Genomic DNA, 22073 nt, shown 5'->3' with positions numbered 1-22073 from the left:
TGGCTGCAATCTATTTCGCGTGGATCGGTAAGCTGAATTTTGAGGAATTCTAGGGTGCGAAACATGTTTTCCCTAGCTGGCTCACCGCGGCGCAATACCACAACGCCATTCGCTATATCCGACGTTCTGAGTGATTCAACGGGACCCTAACCTATGTCACCTATGTCAAAATCCGTACTCACGTGAAAACTTGTACCGAACAGGCTTAAATGCCGGTGCCGGTATCGATACCTGTAGCCCTCAGGGAGATGCAATGAACAAACAGCTTCTGCTTACCATCCTCGGGATCGGCGCTATTGCGCTTTCTCTGGTATTTGGCTCTCGGGTCACAGCGCAGCAGATTGTGACCGTAGATCCCGGTGATGCCTGGCTGAACGCCAGCGAGGGATACCAGGAGAAGGTGACCTGGCGGGTAGCCAGCAAAGGGGGCGCAGCGTCGCCGCGGGGCGTGTTTGTGAACCTGGACAACAACCAGGAGCTGGCGGTGGTGGATCAGATTCTGGAATTCAGCGGCGACCGCGGCGAGGTTACCGAAATCGTGCAGATTTCCCCGGTGCAGGCGCGCAGCTGGCACGCCAAGGGCGTGCGCCGCGTGGGCTACCGCCGGGTATTCGCCGGTGCCGCGGGCAGCCTGTCGAACCATGTGCTGTTTGACCTGGATGCCAGTGGCCGCCTGGCACAGGTTCAGGCCTCACCGCCCTCGCAAACCGTGAGCGATAAGTCACGCAAACTGATGATGGCATGGAACCTGGACAGCGATCTCGGGGAAATCCGGGCATCTTCTGCGAGCGGACAGTTTATGGTGGGTGACCAGGTGATATATGAGGTAACGGAGCCGCTTACCGCACAGGCGGGAAAACCGCTTCGAGAAACAGTGGAACTGCCTCAGGGGCTGGTAAGTACGCTGATTGCCCAGGGAATATACGAAGTACGCTACACCCGCACCTTTGTGGATGACAAAGACACGCGCCGCAGTGCATCGGTGCAGGTACGCCTCACAGACTGAGATGGTAACCGAGTGTTAGCCGGCCCGCTTACGGCGGGTCAGCTGGAACCAGAAGGCCCCTTCCAGGAGGATGCCCAGTACCAGGAAAATCGCTCCACCGGCAGGAATACCAAATACATAGCAGGCAATCGCGGCAAACAGACAGACAACGGCAGCAGGATTCTTTTCAGCGCATCCAATTTTTGCATCTCCCGTTTTTTTAACAGTATTTGGTTGAACCCGGTGGCCGGAGGTTGTCACCGAACGTAGTCCAGCAGCAACTGCATATCATTGATGACCCGTGCTCCTTCCGCCTCAAGCTGGCGCGCGCGCGTGTCATTGTGGCTGTACCCTATCACCGGCATGCCCGCCGCCACCGCGGCTTTCACACCGGCGATGGAATCTTCCACCACCAGACAGTGCGCTGGGTCCATATCGAACTGCGCGGCGCTGTGAAGAAACAGGTCCGGCCAGGGCTTGCCGCGACCAACGTCGTCGGCACTGTAGATACGCCCGTCGAAATAATCCCACAGACCGGTCTTGTTCAGTGTGATCTGCATCTTGGCGTGGGGCCCTGATGAGGCGACACAGGTTTGCAGATCCGTGGTCTGCAGCTTATCCAATACCTCGTGGATGCCGGATACCGCTTCCAGCTCAGTATGAAAAGCCTCGCGAATACGGCTTTCGGTGGCATTGAAGTAGGACTGCGGCAGCGGGCCGCCATAGCGGGTTTCAATGTCGATAATGCAATCCCTCGACGGACGACCACTGAACTGTTCGTCCAGGTCCTCGGCGGTCGCCGGCATTCCCAACTTGGTCATTTCCTCGGCCAGCACCCGGCAGACAATACTTTCACTGTCCACCAGGACTCCATCACAATCGAAAATGACCAGACGGGTATTTGACGCAAACCTTTCCATTACTCTTCTACTTTCCGTTCCGCTATCGATTCTGTTTACGGTTTTTCAGGTAGCGGAAATCAGCAAAATACCAATCAACACACCAACCGCACCGGCTACACGTACAAGGTTTTCATTGCCGTGGACTATACCAAGTACAAATTCCTTGGTGCGCTCGTACCCCGACTGCAATGCATAGGCACCGATTACGATCAGGAAGATACCCAGTACATTGAACAGGGTTCCCCAGCTACGGGTATCAGAGATCAGCAGAAACACCATGCCGATCACAATGCGCGCCCAGCATCCGAAGTAGAACATCTGCGGATTCATCCGCTCGCCGATATCCCGCGCGACCTGCGGTTTTAGAATCACAAGAACAGACATGGCGATGATAGCCACACCGATCAGCCAGACTAATGCTTTCATAAAATATTCCTGTTAAATATCACCCCATTGAAATTGCAGCACTGATAGCGCGGCAACCGGCGCCGTCTCCGTGCGCAACACCCGCGGCCCCAGGCGCAGTGGATGAAAGCCCTGTTGCAACGCCAGCTCGATTTCCTCGACAGACAGCCCACCTTCCGGCCCCACCAATAATAGCGCGCTATCCGGTCGGCCGGACTTTTGCTCCATTTCCGCCAATGTAGACTCGGTGCGATGGTGCAGTACCAGCCTGAGAGTGTCGCCCTGTGTTGTTTGATCCAGTAACTGTGGATACTTCAGCGGCGGCAAAATTGCCGGCACGCGATTGCGCGCACACTGCTCACAGGCACTGATCGCTATCTGCTGCCATTGCCCCAGTTTCTTCTGCAGCCGGTCCCCGGATAGCTTCACTTCACAGCGCTCGGTAAACAACGGCTGAATCCGCGCCACCCCCAGCTCCGTGGCCTTCTGGATAACCCAGTCAAAGCGATCCCCACGGGAAATACCAATCGCCAGGGTAATCGCCAGTGGCGACTCCCGCTCCTCACCAGCAAAGGCACCAAGCTTAACCCGCGCCTTCTTCCCAGCCTCAAGCAACTCCGCCTCATACTCCCCACCCAGCCCATCAAACAGAATCAACGGACGACCAGGCCCCAGGCGCAGCACTTTCACCAGATGGCGCGAAGCGGCCTCATCTAACTGAACTTCAGATTGGCCGGACAACGGCTCGGAGGAAAAAATACGAGGAATACGCAAAGGGAGTTCCAACTCTAGGAAAACATTGCGTGAAGGGTAATACAGGACAGAAAATGTTTGTAGGGCACTTCGGGCCCCAGAAGAGCTCTGTTTGGAGCTCGGTGGCGGGGAAGCACCGGGTACTAGTTTTCAAAACCGAGCTAAGCGCCCCCCTGTGAACCCCCGCAAGCGGGCCCGGCCGCCAATCATAGATTGGCGTCGTTCGGCTGCGCACGAAGCGGTGCTTCGTAAACGCTTGCCTCACCCCTGGGCGCTGCGGCGCAAACATCCTGTTTGCGACGCTTTCAAAAACCAATCCCCGGCACTCCCCCTTCATTCCTTTGTTCGCGCTTCGTAAGAAGTAAAACGCGAAGCCCCTGATCGGGGCGGGGTGATTCGATACGGAACGATTGCCGATGAGGTTGTGGAGTATCGGATTACCCCGTCCCAATCCGGGGCGCCACAGGACCGCCAAACGGCCGCCACTGCACTCCACAATTGCATCAGACTTTCTCGAAGCTCACCGGTAACTCTTCCGAAGCCTTTTCGCCTTTAAACTTGACCCGCAGCACCTCAATCACCTTATACAGGTTCGGCACCAGAATCAGAGTAACGAAAGTCGCACAAAGCACGCCAAACGCCAGGCTCACCACCATCGGGATCAGGAACTGCGCCTGAATCGAACGCTCGAACATAATCGGTACCAGACCGATAAATGTCGTAATGGAAGTCAGGATAATCGGGCGGAAGCGATCGCGTCCCGCCTGTACCACCGCATCCATCACCGCCAGCCCCTGGGCCCGCAGCTGATTGATCCGATCCATCAATACCAGGTTATCGTTCACCACCACACCCGCAGCCGCCAGGAAACCCAGCATCGACATAATGCTGATGTCATAGCCCATCAACAGGTGGCCCAGAATCGCACCGAAGAAACCGAACGGCACCGCCGTCAGAATCAGCAGTGGCTGAGAGTACGAGCGGAACGCGATCGCCAGCAGCGCATAGATTGCAAACAGCGACAGAATAAAGAACGCCAGAATTGCCGTGCCAAATTCCGCCTCTTCCTGCATCTCGCCCGCAGTCTTCAGGCTGAAGCCCGGGAAGCGCGCCTCCCACTGCTTCAGGTTCTCATCCCGCAGCTGCTTCAGGATCTCGAATGCCGGCGCCGAGCCCGGGATCAGCTCCGCAGTCACCTGCACCGTGCGCTCGCGATCGTTGCGACGGATGGTGGTGTAACCCGGCACGTAGACCGCATCGGCCACCGCACTGAACGGCACTTCACCTTCCGCGGTACGCACGCGAATCCGGTCGATCTGGTCCTCGTTGGCGCGCTCTTCCTGTGGATAACGCACCATCACCCGCACGTCTTCACGGCCGCGGGGAATACGCTGGACTTCTTCTCCATAGAAACCCTGGCGCACCTGTTTGGCCACATCGGCAAGGCCGATACCCATGTTGGTGGCGTGAGGCTTCAGCTGGATCTCGATGTCCTGACGGGCAGCCACCAGGTTGTCACGCACATCGTAGACACCGGCAAAGTTGTTCAGCGCCTCTTTCACCGCATCCGCTGCGCGTCGCAGTTCGTCCATATCACCGGATGACGTACTCAGGTTCAGGGACATGCCCGCACCGCCGTCATTGATGGTGTGGTGGATCTTCATTTCTTCCACGCTGGCCGGCAGCTCACCCACGTACTCGCGCCATTTCAGCGCCAGCTGTTCCGAGGTCACATCCCGCTGCTCGCCGTCGGTCAGCTGCAGGAGAACGGTGACGTTGCCGCGCCACAGGAACACCATGGTGTTTTCCACAAACGGTTTGCCACCGTTCAGTGCCAGCATTTCCGGGTCCTTGGCGAGCTGGGCACCGGCGCGCTCAAACTTCTGCAGTACCCGCTTGGATTCCTCGAAGGACTCTCCCTGAGCCATGGTGGTGCGAAGCTCAAGCATGTCCGAAGGCACTTCGGGAGAGAAGGCGGAGCCGATATAGCCGCCCTTGAACACCGCGAAGGACAGGATCAGCGCCACAAAGAAGATCATTACCGTTGCGCGGCTGTTGCCGAGGGATTTTTCCAGTAGCGGCATATAGTATTTGTCGCCGGCCTGCTGCATTGCGGCGGCGAACTTGCCGCGCACGGACTGCAGTTTCATGCCGATCCCGGAGGTCGCTTTTTTCTCGGGCTTTAGGTTCACCAGGTGCGCCGGCAGGATCAGCAGGGACTCCACCAGTGAAAACGCCAGACACAGCAGTACCACCACCGGCAGCGCCAGCATCATCTGCGAGGTCACTCCGGGTAGAAACAGCATGGGCACAAAGAACACCATGGTGGAAACCACGGCAAAGATGACCGGTGCGGAAACGGTTTTCACCCCCGCCTCGGCCGCTTTCAGCCCGGTTTCGCCACGGTCGTGGGCGGCGTGCACCGCCTCCCCCACGATAATCGCATCGTCCACCACAATCCCGAGAATCATCAGGAAGGCGAACAGCGACAGCATATTCAGGGTCACACCGGTAATCGGCAGCAACCAGAAGGCCCCCATAAAGGCGGTGAAAATACCGATGGTCACCCATACCGCCAGCGCCGGGCGCAGGAACAGCATCAACAACACGAACACCAGCGCGAGACCGGTCACCGCATTCCAGAACAGCATGCTCATGCGGCTTTCATAGGCCTCGGAGAAGTCGAACCAGGTCTCGAATTCCATACCCGGAGGCAGGGTTTCCCGCGCCTCTTTCATAAACTCACGGATCGCTTCGGCGGTGGCCACTACGTCCAGTGGCTCGCCCTGCATTACCCGCAGGTTCATCGCCGATTCGCCGTTGAAGCGGATAATCGAACCCTCTTCCTCAAAGCCGTCGTTGACCGTGGCCACGTCCCCCAGTAGCAGCTGGGTGCCGTCGGCGCGGCTCAACAGCGGGATGCGCTCGAAGTCCGCCTGGGTATAGGCCTGACCGCGGGTCTGCACCTGGATATCGCCGCGGTCGGAGCGCACACGGCCCGCCGGCAGGTCCAGGGAGGAGCGGCGCACCGCATTGGCCACGTCATCGAAGGTCAGGTTGTAGCGGCGCAGATTGACCTCGGATACCTCGATAGACACTTCGTCCGCGCGGTCACCCCACACGTCGACCCGGCGCACACCGGGCAGCAGCATCAGTTTGTCGCGCAGGTCCAGCGCGGTCTGCTTCAGCTGACGGTCGGAAACCGGACCGCCGATGGCGATCATCATCATCTGCTGTTCCCACTCTTCCAGAGCGATCACCGGGCGCTCGATGTCCGAGGGGAAGGTGCTGATGGAGTCCACCTGCACCTTGATGTCGTTCAGCAGGCGCAGCTCGTCGTAGCCCTCCTGGGCTTCGATACGCACGGTACTGTGACTGCGGGAAGACCAGGAGTTGATCTCCTTGATCCCTTTCACTTCCGCAATCGCCTGCTCCACCCGCAGGGTAACCTGCTGCTCAACCTCGGCGGGACCCGCGCCGGGATAACTGATATCGACCTTGACGATACCCGGGTTGATGGCCGGGAAGACTTCGCGGCCGACGTGGGAGATACCAAACAGACCGCCGATGATGATCATGATCATCAGCAGGTTGGCGGCCTTACTGTTGCGGACGAACCACCCGATGATGCCCTGCATGATCAGTACGCTCCCTTCGCCGAAACCGTTTTGCTACCCGCCTCTGTTGCACTTTCATCGGCGTCGCTTTCAGGCTGCTCACCGAGCAGCAGCCCGGATGGCTTTTCGTTCAACGGATTGGGGGTCAGTACCATACCCTCGCGGGAGTAGCCGAGGCTGGAAACGACCACCTTTTCACCCGCCGCCAGATCGCCGCGCAACCAGACCTGGTCACCCACCGCCTGCAGCAGGTCCATGTCGCGGAAGCCCAGCTGATTCTCCTCATTCAGCACCAGAATGTGGCCACCTTCATGCAGCGCCTGACGCGGCAGCACGCTGATATCGTCATAGGTTTTGCCAGCAATCTGTGCTTCCACGAAAAGACCGTTAATCAACGGCGCTTCACCGGCGTAGGGGTTCTGGATCTGGGCGACGGCATAGACAAAGCGGCTGTTTGGATCGATCGCCGCCTCGGTGCGCACGATCTGTCCGCGCCACTCCCGCTGCTTACCGGCGAGGCTCGCAGTTACCCGCACCGCCGGGCCATTTTCAATCGCACTGCCCAAGGGCAATTCCAGCAGGGACAGCTGGTGATCGGTCAGCGGCAGCCGCACCTCCGCCACTCCGGTGCTGTGAATACGTGCCAACTTGGTTCCCGGGGTCACGTACTGGCCAATATCCACCAGGGTTTCCACCACACGGCCGGCAAACGGCGCCTTCACCGCGGTGCGCTCCAGGTCCAGTCTGGCCTGGTCGCGATCCGCTTTGGCAGCGGCCAGGCCGGCTTCGGCGGCAGCCAGCTGCGGCTTGCGCAGGAACAGATTGTTCGCGGTTTTGGTGCCCAGGTCGCGCCACTCGCGCTGGGCCTGTTTGGCCATGCCCTGCTCCTGGGCCAGGGTGGCGGCAGCATTGGCCACCTGGGATTCAGCACGGGTTAGGGCGTGCCGGTAGTCCGCCGCTTCGATCTGGATCAGGGAATCGCCCTGCTGAAAGAATCCTCCGGGAACGAACGCGTTGTTCACACTCTCGATGACACCCCCCACCCGCGCTACCACTTCAATCTCGTGACGAGCGCGCACCGAGCCCTGGCTCGGTACCAGCAGGGTCTGGCGACCGGGGTTGGCGTATACCACATCGGCCACCGGCGGAAGTGCTGCCTCAGCAACTTTTTCCTCAGGTTTCGGGGCGAGCAGGGTTACAGCTGCTACGGCGAGCACACCAACCGCTACAACGATTCCTAAGATTTTATTTTTACTGGTGTTTTTATTCGAAGGATTCACAGGCAATTCCGCTGATCAAAATTTAACTAGCTGGGCATTCTACAGGGCTTGCACAACTTTGGAACTGTTCACAGATACCAGCCGTCGCAGCAGAATGCGCTTGACCGCAAAAGACCTCTATGCGCAATTCTGCGCCGCGACCACCCGGTTTAAAAAGGCGCGGTTTTCAATCTTGGTCAGTGGCGTCGCATGGCCCATAATGGCCGCCCTTTTTACACGGCCGGCACCGCCGTCGATTTCGTGAAATACCCATGACTCTGTGTAAGTGACTCTCTGTTAATGACTCTCCGAGGAAGTAGATAACAAGATGTTGGATATCAACGCCCGTATCGCCGAAGAACTGAACGTGCGCCCACAACAGGTGGCCGCGGCCGTAGGACTGCTGGACGAGGGCGCCACGGTGCCGTTTATCGCCCGCTACCGGAAGGAGGTCACCGGTGAACTGGATGACACCCAGTTGCGCACCCTGGAAGACCGCCTGCGCTATCTGCGTGAAATGGAAGAGCGCCGCGCCGCGATCCTGAAAAGCATCGACGAGCAGGGCAAACTGACCCCGGAACTGGCCCAGCAGATCAACGCCGCCGACACCAAAAACCGCCTCGAAGACCTCTACCTCCCCTACAAACCGAAACGCCGCACCAAGGGCCAGATCGCCATCGAAGCGGGCCTGGAGCCTCTCGCCGACGCCCTCTACGCCGACCCGAGCCTGAACCCGGAAGAGGAAGCGCAAAAGTACCTCAACAGCGACAACGAGGATTCCGCCCTGCACGTCAAGGACATCAAGAGTGCCCTCGACGGTGCCAAGTTCATTCTGATGGAGCGCTTCGCCGAAGACGCCGAGCTGCTGGGCAAGCTGCGGGACTTCCTCAGCCGCGAAGGCCAGGTCAAATCCAAGCTGCTTCCCGGCAAGGAAGAGGAAGGAGCCAAGTTCCGCGACTACTTCGAATATGCGGAAGACTGGGCCAAGGTGCCAAGCCATCGCGCCCTGGCGATTTTCCGCGGCCGCAACGAAGGCATTCTGGCTATCAATCTCGGCCTCGAGGGCGACGAAGAGCGCGCACCGACTCAGGCCCACCCCTGCGAGGCGATGATTGCCCGTCATGTGGAGATCGAGGACCAGGGGCGTCCGGCGGACAAATGGCTGGGTGAAGTGGTGCGCTGGACCTGGCGCATCAAGTTGCTGACCAGTCTGGAAACCGACCTGCTGAGCCAGCTGCGCGAGAAGGCGGAAGAGGAAGCCATCAAGGTGTTCTCCCGCAACCTGAAGGACCTGCTGCTGTCCGCCCCCGCCGGCCAGAAAGCCACCATCGGCCTGGACCCGGGCCTGCGCACCGGGGTGAAAGTGGCCGTGGTGGACGCCACCGGCAAGGTGCTGGATCACACCGCCATCTACCCGAATCCGCCGCAAAACAAGCTGGCGGAATCCGCTGCGGTGATCGCCACCCTGTGCAAAAAGTACGACGTGGGCCTGATCGCAATCGGCAATGGCACCGCCAGCCGCGAGACCGACAAGTTTGTCGGCGAGACCATCAAACAATTCAAGCTCACCGCCCAGAAGGTGATGGTGAACGAGGCCGGCGCCTCCGTGTACTCCGCCTCTGAATTCGCCGCCAAGGAATTTCCGGACCTGGACGTGACCATCCGCGGTGCCATCTCCATCGCCCGTCGCTTACAGGATCCGCTCGCCGAGCTGGTGAAGATCGAACCCAAATCCATCGGTGTGGGCCAGTACCAGCACGACGTATCCCAGTCCCAGCTGGCGCGTTCCCTGGACGCGGTGGTGGAAGACTGTGTGAACGGCGTCGGCGCCGAGCTGAACTCTGCCTCCGCGCCACTGCTGACCCGCGTGTCCGGCCTGTCCGCCTCCATCGCCGCCAATATCGTCAGCTACCGCGACCAGAATGGCGCCTTCAAGAGTCGCGACCAGCTGAAAGAAGTTCCGCGCCTCGGACCCAAGGCGTTCGAACAGGCGGCCGGCTTCCTGCGTATCAACAACGGCGAGAATCCACTGGACCGCTCTGGTGTGCACCCGGAGTCCTACATCGTGGTCAAACGCATTGCCGAGAAGAACGGCCGCGAGATCAACAGCCTGATCGGCGATTCCGCTTTTCTGCGCAGGCTGAACCCGATGGACTATACCGATGAAAAATTCGGTCTGCCCACGGTAAAAGACATCATCGCCGAACTGGAAAAACCCGGCCGCGACCCGCGCCCGGAATTCCGCACCGCCAAGTTCGAAGACGGCGTGGAAGAAATCAAGGACCTGCGTCCGGGCATGGTGCTGGAAGGCACCGTCACCAACGTCACCAACTTCGGTGCCTTTGTGGATATCGGTGTGCATCAGGACGGCCTGGTGCACATCTCCGCACTGAGCGAGAAGTTCGTAAAAGACCCGCACGAAGTAGTGAAGGCGAACGACATCGTCAAGGTGAAGGTGATGGAAGTGGACGTGGCGCGCAAGCGTATCGGCCTATCCATGCGCATGAGCGACGAGCCCGGTGAGCAGGGCAGCGGCGGCGTCAAGAAAGGCGACCACCGCGAATCCCGTCAAGCGACCCGCCACAACAACCGCAGCCGCCAGCAACAGGGGAGCGGCAACGGTGGTCGCGGCAGCATGGGTGACCTGCTGGCGGCGGCAATGAAGGGTAAGAAGTAAACCTTTTATTTCCGGCAAAGCAAAATGGGCGGCCAGTGGCCGCCCATTTTTTTGTCCGAGATATTCTCCCCCGGACATGGTGCTACCCCGACCCTAGACGGCCAGTCTCCTGCGCGTCCAGGGTTGCCCCAGCGCGCCGGGCTCGTCAAACAACAAGTTCGAGATGGCCTGCATGATTCGGGTTTGGTCTCCAGTATGAAAATTCACGTTGCGCAGCTCATCCAGATACAGGTTGAACGTGGGCCGCACAACACCACCCTGCGGTGGCCGGAAGATCAGCTGATGCCAGGAGTATTCAGGTTTATAACCGAAGAAATACAGTCCGAGCAGCTCGCGGGCGAACACCCGTGGATTGCCGCCATCGAAGAACATTTTTTTACTGGCGTTAAAAAAAGACTTCCACGCACTTTTCAACGCCGGCGTTTCACCAAACCGCGAAGCATTCACCGCAAAGCGGGTCACCTTATCACCATTGATCCGCTCCCAGCGCAATTGCTCCGCCGAAGTGAGCGCGAGCGCAAACTGTTGCCGGCCCGCGGCGGCGCCAATAATCAACGCATCGTTCAAAATAGGGGTCCACCCTTTTTCACTCAAGATACTGCCGCTGCGCACAACCGGCGCGGGGTTTCTGTCTGCAGTGGGGCTGGGGTTGGTGGTACGTCCGATACGCCGCATGACTTCTGCGTACACATGCTCCTTGGTAGTCCTGTCCTGAATCCCATTGGCGCCGGTGATCCCAAAATTGCGGATATAGGCATCATCCAGTCGAATTTGCGTACCGCCGAGTACCGTAAGCTTCAACATATTGGTCGCTGTCGCGCGATACAGGTTATAGGCACAGTGGATGTAGTGCGCCATGGTATTTTCGTCATTCCAGCTGCCGCTGCGCCAGTTGCCGACCCAGGCATTATCCGCCCGGTATTGATCCCTCAACCCCATTAGTTGACGGGTAAACTCCGTTGCCGTAAGCATCGTGACTAGACTCCCTGTAGCGTTTCCCGAGTGATTCATTTGCCACAAGGTTACAGAGATGACGTGGTAGCCAGCATTTGAAAAAGCGTGGTAATCGGGCAGAAGTTGAGGTTCCCTCGATATCAGTGGTGCGCGATAAACTCGCGCACCGCCCGCACGAAGTCGCGAGAAGCGGCTTCGCGCCCCAGCAGAAGATGGCCGTTGCTATCCAGCCCGACAAATTCCGCACCGGGGATGGAGGCAGCCAGTTCCCGTCCTATATGGACGGGAATGCGCTGGTCACCAAGCGAGTGAATCACCAGGGTAGGCACCTGCACCTGCGCCAGGCGTGCGCGCACATCGATATCACTGAACACGGACAGAAAACGCACCGCATTTTCCGGCGAGGTCGTGCGCCGCTGAAACTCATTGAACCAGGCGAACTCTTCCGCGTTGGCAGACGGCATAAAAGTGGATGAGAAAATTTGCCGGTAAGCTGGATTATCCTGCCCCCAACCCGTGGCAGTGAGTGTCATCACCGCTTCGCGCTCGCGGGTCACCGCCTCACTGGCACCCACTCGCCAGCCAGCGGCGTAGCCGCCAAACAGAATCAGGTGCTTGACCCGCTCCGGGTAGCGCACCGCGTACTCAATAGAGACTGCCGCGCCCTGGGAAATACCCAGCAGGGAAAACCGCTGCTCCCCACAGGCATCGACCACAGTTTCCAGATCGGTCACAAACGACTCAAATGAGATTTCCCCCACATTCCAGTCGGACAGACCATTGCCCCGTTCATCGTAACGGATAAAGCGGTGATCGGAGGCGAGATCACGAAACAGCGGGCTCCATATCGGTGCATCCCAGTCGTGCTCGAGATGTGTCAGCCAGTTGGCAGCTTTGATTATTGTCGGCCCTTCGCCCACGGAGGCGTAGGCGATGCGAGCGCCATCGCGGGCACGGCAGAAATGAATTTTCTGGCGCGCCAACAGCTCGCGACCGGTGAACCCCTTTTCATCCGAGGGCGGTCCGGCTTCGGTTTGTGCCCGCGCTGCTGCTGACCAGGAGATGGCTGCACGCCGGAAGCGGTGGTCGAGCTCCCGCGCAGTGCGGTCAAGTTCCGCGGTAAGCCCCATGCGATCCAAAAGAGTCACCAGCACCGTTGCCGCGCTGGGGCACAAGGGCGCGAGCTCCTGCCAGCGTTGTGCCCACAGCAGCTGCTCATCCAGTGCGTTGTCGGGGTGCTGAGCCAGTCGCGAACAGACCTGTGTGAGTCGCCGCTCCTGTTCGCGACGCTCGCCATTCAGCCAGCGCTGATAGATATCCTGCTCTGGTAACTCCAGCCCCTCGAGAAAAGGAGCGTTGAGGCGCGCAGCAATGTCACAGAGACGGGAAACACAGAGAGTGGGGGCGCGCAACTCATCCGCAAGAATCCGGGTGTCGATAGCGATATCGCCGGCTTCCAGTACCACCCGCTCACGGTCGGCCTGCAGCCGTTCACACTCGGGGGTATTCACCAACGGCCGCAGTTTGCTCAGGGACCAGCGCAATGACCCTTTTGGGTCATTCGGTGACTCCCAGAAAGCCTCGCACAAGCTGTCACGACGGTGTGGACGGGCGGTGATCGCGAGATATGCCAGCAGGGCACGGGTGCGCTTCGATGCCGGTAATCTGACTTCATTACCATCACGATAGAGTGCAAGACCACCCAGGGTATTGATCGCAACCGCCACCGGCAAACTCCTTCTGAATCGGCAAGTGCACTTTTGTATTTACTGTATTCACGATTGGTGCAATGAATGCTTGCTACCCACCGGAACTCCTTGTGCAACGCGCCCAATAATACCCGGTCACGCTATATCAGATCATAAAATTTATCCTGGATTGGGACCTTTTCCCTGCGGGGACGCATTTTCCAGCGAGATCCCTGCAGCCCAGTCTCGATTATTCTGTCGGCCACTCAAATGCTGGCCCGGCGTCGCAGAAAAAGTGCATGGGGTGCCCAAGTGCGGGGTGCTCAAATCCGAGCTCCTGCGCGTGCAATAGCAGCCGCGATGCCGCTCCCTGGGCTTCGGGGTGGGCGTAAAAGGGATCACCGAGTATAGGGTGGCCCATGGCCTGCATATGCACCCGCAGCTGGTGTGAGCGCCCCGTTACCGGCAACAGCTCTAACAGTGCCGTTTGGCCATCACCAGCAAGCTTTCGCCAACGGGTGAGAGACGCTTTGCCGGAATCAAAGCACACCTTCTGCCGCGGCCGGTTGGGCCAGTCGCAGATGAGGGGTAAATCCACTTCGCCTTCATCCTGTCCCGGTTCCCCCCACACCCGGGCGACATAGCGCTTCTCCACCCGCCGGTTCTGGAACAGGCCGCTGAGCTGGCGATGTATCTCTGCGCCCCTCGCCATCACCACCAGGCCGGAGGTATCCATATCCAGGCGGTGCACAATCAGCGCGTCTGGGTAATCCTGCTGAGCGCGGCTGGCCAGACTGTCCTTGTGGGAAGGGTCCCGCCCGGGCACAGTCAGCAGACCACTGGGTTTATCCAGCACCAGCAGCTGGGCATCGCTGTAAACCACATCGAGAAAGGGGTGGGCAGGCGGGGTATAAGGACGCAAGTTTGACCTCGGCTCAACGACAAATACGCGCAAGCTTACGCAATTCCGCCTCCCCGGCACACAGGATTCATTGCCAAGCCAACTCGCACAATATACGATTCACATATATTTCATATAACCCGATTACTTGATCGCCAGAGGAGCTCCCCGTGGGCATCGTAAAAATCTCCGACGCATTGCACGATGAAATACGTCAGGCAAGCACCGTCATGTCACGCTCCATCAATGCCCAGGCCGAATTCTGGGTGAGAATCGGTATGCTCGCGGAGCTGCACCCAAACCTGAACTACAACCAGCTTTGCAGGATGCTGTTACGCAATCCGACCCCCAGCCTGCAAGCCCTGGCCCAAGAGGTGAGCGAAACCGGTGAATAAGGTGCAATTGAAAACGCCTGAGGAACAGGCACTGATACGCGAATCCGGCCGCCTGCTCAGCCAGGTCTTCGCGATGCTGGACGATTTCGTTGCAGCGGGTGTGAGCACCATGGAGATCGACCGTCAGGTGGATCACTATATCGTCAATACACTCAAAGCTCGCCCAGCCAGCAAAGGCCAGTATGACTACCCCTATACGCTCAATTGCTCCATCAACGAAGTGGTCTGCCACGGTATGCCCAGCGCAACGCGCAAGCTGAAAAACGGGGATATCGTGAACCTGGACATCACCCTGGAGAAAAACGGCTTTGTCGCCGACTCCAGCAAGATGTATCTGATTGGTGAGGTTGCTCCCGCCGCACACAAGCTCGTCAAAACCACTTATACGGCCATGTGGGAGGGCATTAAAAAAGTGCGCCCCGGAGCCAGGCTTGGGGATATTGGCCACGCAATCCAGAAGCATGCCGAGGAGCGGGGCTACAGCGTGGTGCGGGAATACTGCGGACACGGTATCGGCCGGGAGATGCACGAAGCTCCACAGGTGCTGCACTTCGGCCGCCAGAATACCGGGGAGATCCTGAAGGAAGGCATGACCTTCACCATTGAGCCAATGATCAATCAGGGCACCCACAAAACCAAAACCCTGAAAGACGGTTGGACAGTAGTCACCCGTGACAGCAAGCTGTCCGCCCAGTGGGAACACACGGTACTGGTGACCGCAGAGGGCTGCGAAGTGCTGACACTGCGAGCCGAGGAGCGGGAACACGGAAAGCAACGAACGGGATGACAGTGAAAGAAATCGAATTTACCAAAGATCAGAAGGAACGGATGGCCGCAAAGATCAAGTCCTACTTTATGGACGAGCTGCAGCAGGATATTGGCGGTTTCGAGGCGGAGTTTTTAATCGATTTTTTCGCGAAGGAATTGGGCCCCTTTTTCTATAACCGCGGGATTTACGATGCGCAGCAGGTTTTCCTCGAGAAAGCCGAAGAGGTGGGATACGTGATTCAAGAGCTCGAACAGCCGGAAGGTTACTGATTCACCCGAAACATCTGCGCGCGGATATGGGGATAGCCCGGCCCAGTGGGGCGGGCTGGCCCATCAGCCCAGCATGCCACGCAGCATGCGCAGTAATACCTGACGGCTATTGGCGCCGTCGATTCCCACACTGGTCACTGCAGAAAACTCCAGACACTGCACCATCCACATAAACATCTGCGCATCCAGCGCCGGGGCATCGGAGCCCAGAGGTTCGATAAACTCACGGGCGATACCGGAAAGCCAATCGTTATATCCGTGAATTTTTTCCGCCAGGGCCTCGGACGGATGCTGCTCGTACAGGTACTGGCATTCGATCCGCAATTGCCGCAAGCGTGCGGTCGGGCCGGTATCAATCAATTGCGCAAAGACCTCGGCAACGCCCTCAATGTACTGCCTGCGATCCTTCAGCTCGCCGTTCTCGTCCACGGAGCTGGACAACAGAGCCTGTTGCGCCCGCCGCAAGTCCTCATTCACCGGCTCCATGGACTTACAGTACTCTTCAAACGCCGCCACCAGGATATTGTCGATGGTGCCGAAATAGTAAGTGGTCATCGCCAGCTGCACACCGGCCTCACTGGCAATGGAACGATGGGACAGGGCTGCAAGCCCTTTGCGGGCAATCAGATCCAGAGTGGCATTCAGGATCTTCGCCTTGGCGATCTCTCGCTTCTCGGCCTTCTTGTTCGTTGCCGCAGGCCTGCGGGAAGAAGCAGCGGAAAAATTCTCGCCAGCTCCGCTACTGGAAACCATGTCAATTCCTCGAAAGGGACTATTTTCGGGTGCACCTGAGGCACGAAACACGCACCCTATACAATGGTCAATTATCGGTCAATCGTACAAGGAACGCACAAAGTTCGGGCAGCTTGTCATCAAGTGCCACAACTACCGGTACTATGGCACCATTTTCGCGCCATATTAGCCGTTATTCCGTAAAATCTGCCAAAAATCGGTGCAGCGCTGCATCACAAATTCCGCTCCAGCCGCTCGAGGGCCAGCTGTGCGCGCGAATGCCCACGCATTGCCGCCTCGTGAAAAGCCTGACGCGCGGTCTCCGGGTCACGATCCACACCTTCGCCGCTCAGGAACAGACTCCCCAACTGGTAGAGACATTCACTGTCGCCATGGCTGCCACACATCATGAACCAGAGTGACCCATGCACCGGATCGGAGTCAGGCAGGCGCTGTTGCTGATGTAACAGTGCCATTCCCAACTGGCTCGCCGTGGCCGATGCACCGCGCAGATAGGACGCTCTCGCCGCGACATATTCCCGGTTACTTCGATGTATATCGCCCTGCAGGGCATACGCCATATCGGAGTGGACCGCCAACGCACCTTCCAGATACCGGGTTGCATTCAGCACCCGTTCGACCGCCTGGGACGCTGGCGCGGTCAGCACGCGTCGGGCGTAGATTACACCGGCTTCGATATCGCCCGCTTCAGCCAGCTCCTGCAGCGGGGGCAACAGCGCGTCCAGATCGGCTTCCTCCCAGAAGCTGTTGAGTTCTGCCTGCAGCGCTATCCTCCGTGCGGGCAGATACCCCTCTGCCGCGGCTTTTTTTACATAGCGCATCCCGGCAGTCACCGAGCTCCCCAACTCCTCATCGAGATAGAACGCAGACAGAAGCAACCATGCCTTACCTGGCTCTAGCCGCTGACTGGCAGCCGCCATAAATTGTTCAGATAGTACTTCGCTGGGCTCTACCCCAAGCCCCTGCTGATAGACAAATGCCAGCGCAACCATCGCGTTGGCACTACCCTGCTCGGCAGAGGTTATCAGCAGATCCACGGCATTTTCCCGGGAGTAGCCTGGCAACACACCCTTGAGTGCCGCCACGCCCAGACGCAATTGCGCGATTTCGCTACCGGAGCTGATCGCGCTGGCGTACTGCCTCGCGGCTCCCTCCACATCCTCGGTTTCCTCTAGCAGGCGGCCCAAGCCAATTTGCGCCGAACTCACACCACCTTCGGCCAGCGGTCGCAGCACCTGTGGCACATAATTTCCACCAACGCCGGCGAAGGGGTAAGTGGCCCCGAGCAACACATTGATGACCCGTTGATTCTCAAAATAAAACTCGTGTTGAACACCCGTGTCCGGATCTTCGGCAATGACGATATAAATCAGGCCGATACCACTGGCCACCGGTTGCAGGAGAGCATCGCGTACACGGTATCCCGCCAGTTGCAGGATCTCTTCCGCATGATCCAGCAGTGCAATTTCGTAGGCTGTATCAATGCTCGCCCCATCGCCGCTACCCAGCACACCACGCAGAATGTACTGAACGGAATTTTCATGCTGTAAGGCCAACGCAGTCTCACCAATCGACTCGTAGCACGCCTGAGCCGCAAGATGGGGTTCCAGCTCCATGAAATTGCGCTGACTCCAATACGCCCAGTCAATCTGCGTACATTCGCCATCTTTACCACTCGCCAGTGCAGCCAATTCCTGTTGGAATTCCGCGCGTACATCGACCGCGCTGTGCAGGTAAGAGGTGTCCAGATAGGCCTCCCAGAAGTCAAAAAACTCCACCGAACCCGGGTTCTGTCTCACCTTGCGTGTCAGCGCATCGAACCGTTCGTCGGCTGACATATAACGCTGCAAGAGCTCCGCGTCAGCAACTATCGGGGCACGTGACTGCTTACCAGAATCTCCCTGCGACCGCCCGGCGGATCCACCATCGAGATTATTCGAGGTTGCACATCCTCCCAGAGTTGCAGTCAAGAAAACTGCCACGGTGATCCGGCGGGATAAATCAACAAGCCTGGTGCACATACTGTTTCTCAAGTTTTATTTTTTAACGGCGCTTCAGAAGATCTCTTGCCAGGCTACTGGCGCGATCCCGTCGTTCATCGGCGGATACAGCTGCTGGTGCCAACCATACGGAATAAGTCAGCCCGCCATCCATTCGGTTGATTGCCTGCAGGTATTCGGAGAAGTCTTGCGGTTCGACCGATTTTTCCAGCGAATCGTAGCGGTAGTCGATGACCAACTGCTTTTTCTCTTTACTGACTTCTCTTGAAAATTCGAACCAGGGTGTATGCACATCGGTGTCGCCCTGCCCTTCCAACCAGCGCAAATCCTCGTCGTTCTGTGCGACAACGGTGATGCGTTCGTCCACGCGCATGTGGCCGGGCAAGCGGAATGGATATTTACGCTGGCGAGTCTGAGGCAAAGACAGATTACTTGCGATACTGGCAGCAGAGAGTTTGAGCAACGTCTGCCCTCCCACGTTATCTCCCAAGTTGTTCAGGCGATAGCGCTCACGTACCCGTAACTCATTGCGCCCCTCCACTTCATCAATCTCGGTCGATTCCAGCAATTCGATACCAGGGAAAAATCGTGCATAGAATTGCAGAAAGTCGTTGCTGATAGTCTGCACATCCCGGTAGCCAGCGTAACTACGCAACCCCTCTGCGCTCTGACCCACATAGTGACTGACTACGCTCAGCTCCGCGGAACGCCGATTGCGATCCAGGACGAGGGTTTCCTCCACCAGAATCTGGCCGCGGGTCTGTGCTTCGGTGGCAGGTTCGATTGCTGTGAGCTTGGAGGATTCACCATTAACCACCAAAGCCCAGTGAAAATCGGGCAATGACATCGCATCGAGAGAGCCCATCTGATTATTGGCAGTGGGATCCACCCAATATCGCTGCCCCCCCAGCTTCAGTGTTGTAATCACATGATCGAATTGGCCGGGGGATGGCAGCCGCTGGTCAAGGTCCATATTTTCTATGGACGAAACCAGCGCGGGGTATGCCTCTATACCAAGCCTGCGCAACGCGGCAACAAGCAACACCGTTTTGTCTTTGCAGTCACCAAAACGCCGTTCAAAGGTTTCCAGGGGAGAGGATGGCAGATGGGAGTTAACTCCATGCTCGATACCGAAATAGCGGATATGCTCCTGAATCCATTGGGTTGTCGCGGCGGCCTTTTCCGCGGGCGTACCGCGCAATTCTTCCAGCCACAGTGAAAATTCCGCCGGCAGCTGGTCCGTCATGGGCGCGTAGAGATTGTGAGCCCACTGATTGACCTCTCGCCAATCCGCGTACTGAGTGAACTCGATATAAGGATAGGGAGAAAGCCACTCCGGCACGCCGTCTTCAAGCTGAAGTGCGGCATTGTTGTGCAGATCAACATAATAGCGGGTGATGGCACCCAGTTGCTGCTTGCGAATCTCGACGTCGTCGCGACCGGTACTCCGCAAGTACAAAGGCTTTTCGCTCGGAGTCAACACGGAAAGGTGCAGGCGCTCGATGGCCACCCCCCAGCTCAGTAACTCACGACCAAAATAGGCATCACCGAGAACCGGGTTGCTCCCGCTTACCGTGTAGCTGTATTCAATGATATCGCCAATGCGCAGGTCCTTGAGCAGTAGCATTGCGGTCCAGCGCTCTGCATAAAGGTCTTTTTCCAGCTCTTCTTCCCGCTGAAACAGTTTGATTTCCGCAGATTGCAATCGATCGGACCGCACACCATCGCGCACAACGGTCACATCGTGAATGACAAGATCTTCATAGGCGGGAGAAAAGCCGAGACTGATACTGGATATTTGCTGCAAGCCCTGCTGTCGTAGCGGCTGCATGGCAAACCGGAAAAAGCGTTCTTTCCGCGGCCCCGCCAGGTTGGTCTGAGCATCCAGCAACAGGTTGCGCAGGCCATCATCCGCCTCTGCCCTGGCGGACAGGCTTGGCAACTCTACCGGCTGCACCCAGCTCGGGCGAGCCGCGAGTTGATACTCAGGCTGGGAGGAAGCCGCTGCCGGGGTAGCGGGGTACAGGATCAGGGTGAGGGCGAAGCACAGAAAATGTGCAACACCTCCAAGAGAGAGCAACTGCTTCATTATTGTCATCTTTCATCGCATACAACCACCTGACCACGCCCACTGCATGGCCAGCAAACCCATCATATAAGTTGTAAGCAATGAGCACCATGTCCGCGGCCCCTCCTCTCTCACCAGAGCCTGGTTGGTTTATTGCGAACGACTACGCGTGCTTGGCACCAGCTCCTTTCGGCACAGTTCACACCAGACTGATGACCAATCATTCCTCCGCACCTGCGCCCCCCTGTTTCAGTAGCGCCTGCCGCTCCCGCTCATAGGTCCGATAATCTTTCTGATAATCGGCCACACATTCCTCGTACTGGGCATCCGGGTACTTTTCACAATTGTGCAGCCGGTTTTGCTGGATTCCGTCGTAGATCTGTTGGTTGCTGCAGGCCACCAGGAACAATGGGGCAAGTACCAGTGACGACAGGGCAATTCCAGATTTCATCAATCAATCCTCTGTGGAGCTGGAAGTGGTGACTTCCGGTAGAAGCGTTTCCAGTATTTTATACAGTACGTCGACGCGCTCATCATTGGGGAAATACTTGTTGGCCAGCAGCACAAAACCAAATCGTTGCTGGGGAATAAATGCCAGGTAAGCGGAGAAGCCTCCAGTGGAACCGGTCTTGTTGATCAGCACGTTGTCCTGTGGCGCCAGTGGGCCAATGGCGCTGACCTCACGATCACCGCTGATCATCTCGCGGGAATTCCCGGCCAGCAACCCCGTGTGAGACACCGGCAGCGTGTATTGCTCCCACACCATATCCTGCACGTAGTAATCGGTTTCAAAATAGCCAGTGCGGGTCTTTGCAAGCGCCTTCTGCAGGTCGCCGTCGACATTGACCAGTTGCATCTGTGCCGCCAGATAGCGAGTGAGATCTGCGGCACTGGAGCGCACCCCGTAGGCCTCCTCACTTAGCAGCCGAATATTCACCCGCACCGGCTCATGCTTACTGTTGTGCCCGACGGCATAATCGTCCACCTTGCTTTTCGGTACTCTGATAAAGGTGTCCGATAAACCCAGGCCACGAAAGATCTCCTTTTCAATCACCTGAGCAAAGGGCTGATTGAGGCTGCGCGCAGCCACAAACCCAAGCAGGCCAATGCCTGGGTTTGAATAGGTCCGTTTGGTGCCCGGAGTATATTGCGGTTGCCAATTGCGGTAATACCCCAAAAGTTGAGTATCACTTTCGATATCCTCTGGTAACTGTAAGGGGAAGTGGCCAGCAGTGTGGGTGGCGAGATTGAGCACGGAAACCCGATCCATGGCGCTGCCGCGCAGTGGCGGCAAGTAGGCGCTGACCGGCTTGTGGAAATCCAGCGCACCTTTTACCTCGGCGTAGGCTGCGAGCGTGGCGGTAAAGGTCTTGCTGACAGAGCCCACCTCAAACAGGGTGTGCTCGGTAACGGGTGCCCCGCCGTCCAATGCAGTTTCCCCAAAGGTAAAGAAGTGCGGCTCACCGTCGATGGTGAGTGCCAGGGCCATCCCCGGGACCTGGTACTTTTCCACCACAGGCTGAATGGCCTCTACCACCACGGACGCCAGCCGATCGGGTGCTGCACTGGCGCCCGATTCCGCCTGCGCAATCGCGCCACTCAGGAAGCCGGCCGACGCCAGCAACCCTTTGGCAAATTGGAATAGAGAAATGGGCTGAGGCATGGAGCTTCCTTATTG

The 22073-nt window shown here is 58.0% G+C and carries 18 protein-coding genes and 1 pseudogene; 5 read left to right on the top strand and 14 right to left on the bottom strand.

Translation table 11 applies throughout. The annotated features are described in order from the left end of the window. The first annotated feature begins 253 nt into the window (after positions 1 to 253). The gene (locus tag AAFH99_RS04440; protein ID WP_043320167.1) at positions 254 to 1006 is read left to right on the top strand and encodes a hypothetical protein; all 753 of its coding nucleotides are present in this window, start codon (positions 254 to 256) and stop codon (positions 1004 to 1006) included. 236 nt (positions 1007 to 1242) lie between these two features. Here AAFH99_RS04440 and AAFH99_RS04435 read toward each other — a convergent pair whose 3' ends face one another. The 5 genes from AAFH99_RS04435 to AAFH99_RS04415 form a co-directional block, all read right to left on the bottom strand. Then, positions 1243 to 1905 carry an HAD family hydrolase gene (locus tag AAFH99_RS04435; protein ID WP_406828774.1) on the bottom strand — a complete coding sequence of 221 codons (663 nt, stop codon included), beginning with the start codon at positions 1903 to 1905 and terminating at the stop codon, positions 1243 to 1245. A 45-nt stretch (positions 1906 to 1950) separates the two neighbouring features. Then, on the bottom strand, positions 1951 to 2313 hold the full coding sequence (locus AAFH99_RS04430) for a hypothetical protein (RefSeq protein WP_043320165.1): 363 nt from the start codon (positions 2311 to 2313) through the stop codon (positions 1951 to 1953). A 12-nt stretch (positions 2314 to 2325) separates the two neighbouring features. After that, positions 2326 to 3066 (bottom strand): 16S rRNA (uracil(1498)-N(3))-methyltransferase, encoded by a 741-nt coding sequence (locus tag AAFH99_RS04425; protein ID WP_043320164.1) that lies wholly within the window; start codon positions 3064 to 3066, stop codon positions 2326 to 2328. A 482-nt stretch (positions 3067 to 3548) separates the two neighbouring features. Then, positions 3549 to 6683 (bottom strand): efflux RND transporter permease subunit, encoded by a 3135-nt coding sequence (locus tag AAFH99_RS04420; protein ID WP_043320163.1) that lies wholly within the window; start codon positions 6681 to 6683, stop codon positions 3549 to 3551. A 2-nt stretch (positions 6684 to 6685) separates the two neighbouring features. Next, on the bottom strand, positions 6686 to 7879 hold the full coding sequence (locus AAFH99_RS04415) for an efflux RND transporter periplasmic adaptor subunit (RefSeq protein WP_406828773.1): 1194 nt from the start codon (positions 7877 to 7879) through the stop codon (positions 6686 to 6688). 370 nt (positions 7880 to 8249) lie between these two features. On the opposite strand from AAFH99_RS04415, the gene AAFH99_RS04410 reads away from it, so the two are divergent. Beyond that, on the top strand, positions 8250 to 10598 hold the full coding sequence (locus AAFH99_RS04410; RefSeq protein ID WP_406828772.1) for a Tex family protein: 2349 nt from the start codon (positions 8250 to 8252) through the stop codon (positions 10596 to 10598). Positions 10599 to 10691: 93 nt separating this feature from the next. On the opposite strand, the gene AAFH99_RS04405 is transcribed toward AAFH99_RS04410, so the two are convergent. The 3 genes from AAFH99_RS04405 to AAFH99_RS04395 all read right to left on the bottom strand — a co-directional run bounded on the left by AAFH99_RS04405 (position 10692) and on the right by AAFH99_RS04395 (position 14162). Further along, positions 10692 to 11570 carry a hypothetical protein gene (locus tag AAFH99_RS04405; RefSeq protein ID WP_406828771.1) on the bottom strand — a complete coding sequence of 293 codons (879 nt, stop codon included), beginning with the start codon at positions 11568 to 11570 and terminating at the stop codon, positions 10692 to 10694. Positions 11571 to 11692: 122 nt separating this feature from the next. Further along, positions 11693 to 13279: an alpha/beta hydrolase gene (locus AAFH99_RS04400; RefSeq protein ID WP_231491973.1), complete on the bottom strand. Its 1587-nt coding sequence runs from the start codon at positions 13277 to 13279 to the stop codon at positions 11693 to 11695. Between the two features lie 211 nt (positions 13280 to 13490). Next, positions 13491 to 14162 (bottom strand): pseudouridine synthase, encoded by a 672-nt coding sequence (locus AAFH99_RS04395; RefSeq protein ID WP_406828770.1) that lies wholly within the window; start codon positions 14160 to 14162, stop codon positions 13491 to 13493. Between the two features lie 149 nt (positions 14163 to 14311). Between AAFH99_RS04395 and AAFH99_RS04390 the strand changes: the two genes are divergently transcribed. Genes AAFH99_RS04390 through AAFH99_RS04380 form a run of 3 tightly spaced genes read left to right on the top strand, consistent with a single transcriptional unit; the run spans position 14312 to position 15574 of the window. Further along, positions 14312 to 14536, top strand: coding sequence for a ParD-like family protein (locus AAFH99_RS04390; protein WP_043320158.1), 225 nt, complete (start codon positions 14312 to 14314; stop codon positions 14534 to 14536). Next, positions 14529 to 15323: a type I methionyl aminopeptidase gene (gene map / locus AAFH99_RS04385; RefSeq protein WP_406828769.1), complete on the top strand. Its 795-nt coding sequence runs from the start codon at positions 14529 to 14531 to the stop codon at positions 15321 to 15323. Before AAFH99_RS04390 ends, map begins: the two co-directional genes overlap by 8 nt. Beyond that, the gene (locus AAFH99_RS04380) at positions 15320 to 15574 is read left to right on the top strand and encodes a DUF2164 domain-containing protein (protein WP_406828768.1); all 255 of its coding nucleotides are present in this window, start codon (positions 15320 to 15322) and stop codon (positions 15572 to 15574) included. The genes map and AAFH99_RS04380 overlap by 4 nt, the downstream gene beginning before the upstream one ends. 106 nt (positions 15575 to 15680) lie before the next feature. Here the strand turns inward: AAFH99_RS04380 and AAFH99_RS04375 are convergent, their stop codons facing one another. From AAFH99_RS04375 to ampC, 6 genes and pseudogenes are all read right to left on the bottom strand, one after another. Next, positions 15681 to 15743 (bottom strand): hypothetical protein, encoded by a 63-nt coding sequence (locus tag AAFH99_RS04375; RefSeq protein ID WP_369797833.1) that lies wholly within the window; start codon positions 15741 to 15743, stop codon positions 15681 to 15683. Positions 15744 to 16096: 353 nt separating this feature from the next. Then, positions 16097 to 16327, bottom strand: a pseudogene (locus tag AAFH99_RS04370) (TetR/AcrR family transcriptional regulator); the annotation flags it as partial. Between the two features lie 212 nt (positions 16328 to 16539). Next, positions 16540 to 18165, bottom strand: a complete 1626-nt coding sequence (locus AAFH99_RS04365; RefSeq protein ID WP_406828767.1) for a hypothetical protein — start codon at positions 18163 to 18165, stop codon at positions 16540 to 16542. Between the two features lie 205 nt (positions 18166 to 18370). Further along, a complete protein-coding gene (locus tag AAFH99_RS04360; protein WP_406828766.1) occupies positions 18371 to 20416 on the bottom strand; it encodes a DUF3857 domain-containing transglutaminase family protein in 2046 nt (681 codons plus the stop codon). Between the two features lie 199 nt (positions 20417 to 20615). Next, positions 20616 to 20846, bottom strand: coding sequence for a hypothetical protein (locus AAFH99_RS04355; protein ID WP_043320152.1), 231 nt, complete (start codon positions 20844 to 20846; stop codon positions 20616 to 20618). Positions 20847 to 20849: 3 nt separating this feature from the next. After that, positions 20850 to 22058 (bottom strand): class C beta-lactamase, encoded by a 1209-nt coding sequence (gene ampC, locus AAFH99_RS04350; protein ID WP_406828765.1) that lies wholly within the window; start codon positions 22056 to 22058, stop codon positions 20850 to 20852. Between the last annotated feature and the right edge of the window lie 15 nt (positions 22059 to 22073).

This window comes from Microbulbifer sp. ARAS458-1 (assembly GCF_045348205.1).
Lineage (GTDB): Bacteria > Pseudomonadota > Gammaproteobacteria > Pseudomonadales > Cellvibrionaceae > Microbulbifer.
This window is presented reverse-complemented; position numbering and strand designations above follow the sequence as displayed.

What these genes read in the sequence shown, in the direction of transcription:
- AAFH99_RS04440 (WP_043320167.1), top strand. Translation starts at nt 254, where the DNA reads ATGAACAAACAGCTTCTGCTTACCATCCTCGGGATCGGCGCTATTGCG.
- AAFH99_RS04435 (WP_406828774.1), bottom strand. Translation starts at nt 1,905, where the DNA reads ATGGAAAGGTTTGCGTCAAATACCCGTCTGGTCATTTTCGATTGTGAT.
- AAFH99_RS04430 (WP_043320165.1), bottom strand. Translation starts at nt 2,313, where the DNA reads ATGAAAGCATTAGTCTGGCTGATCGGTGTGGCTATCATCGCCATGTCT.
- AAFH99_RS04420 (WP_043320163.1), bottom strand. Translation starts at nt 6,683, where the DNA reads ATGCAGGGCATCATCGGGTGGTTCGTCCGCAACAGTAAGGCCGCCAAC.
- AAFH99_RS04410 (WP_406828772.1), top strand. Translation starts at nt 8,250, where the DNA reads ATGTTGGATATCAACGCCCGTATCGCCGAAGAACTGAACGTGCGCCCA.
- AAFH99_RS04405 (WP_406828771.1), bottom strand. Translation starts at nt 11,570, where the DNA reads ATGCTTACGGCAACGGAGTTTACCCGTCAACTAATGGGGTTGAGGGAT.
- AAFH99_RS04380 (WP_406828768.1), top strand. Translation starts at nt 15,320, where the DNA reads ATGACAGTGAAAGAAATCGAATTTACCAAAGATCAGAAGGAACGGATG.
- AAFH99_RS04365 (WP_406828767.1), bottom strand. Translation starts at nt 18,165, where the DNA reads ATGTCAGCCGACGAACGGTTCGATGCGCTGACACGCAAGGTGAGACAG.
- AAFH99_RS04360 (WP_406828766.1), bottom strand. Translation starts at nt 20,416, where the DNA reads ATGAAGCAGTTGCTCTCTCTTGGAGGTGTTGCACATTTTCTGTGCTTC.
- AAFH99_RS04355 (WP_043320152.1), bottom strand. Translation starts at nt 20,846, where the DNA reads ATGAAATCTGGAATTGCCCTGTCGTCACTGGTACTTGCCCCATTGTTC.
- ampC (WP_406828765.1), bottom strand. Translation starts at nt 22,058, where the DNA reads ATGCCTCAGCCCATTTCTCTATTCCAATTTGCCAAAGGGTTGCTGGCG.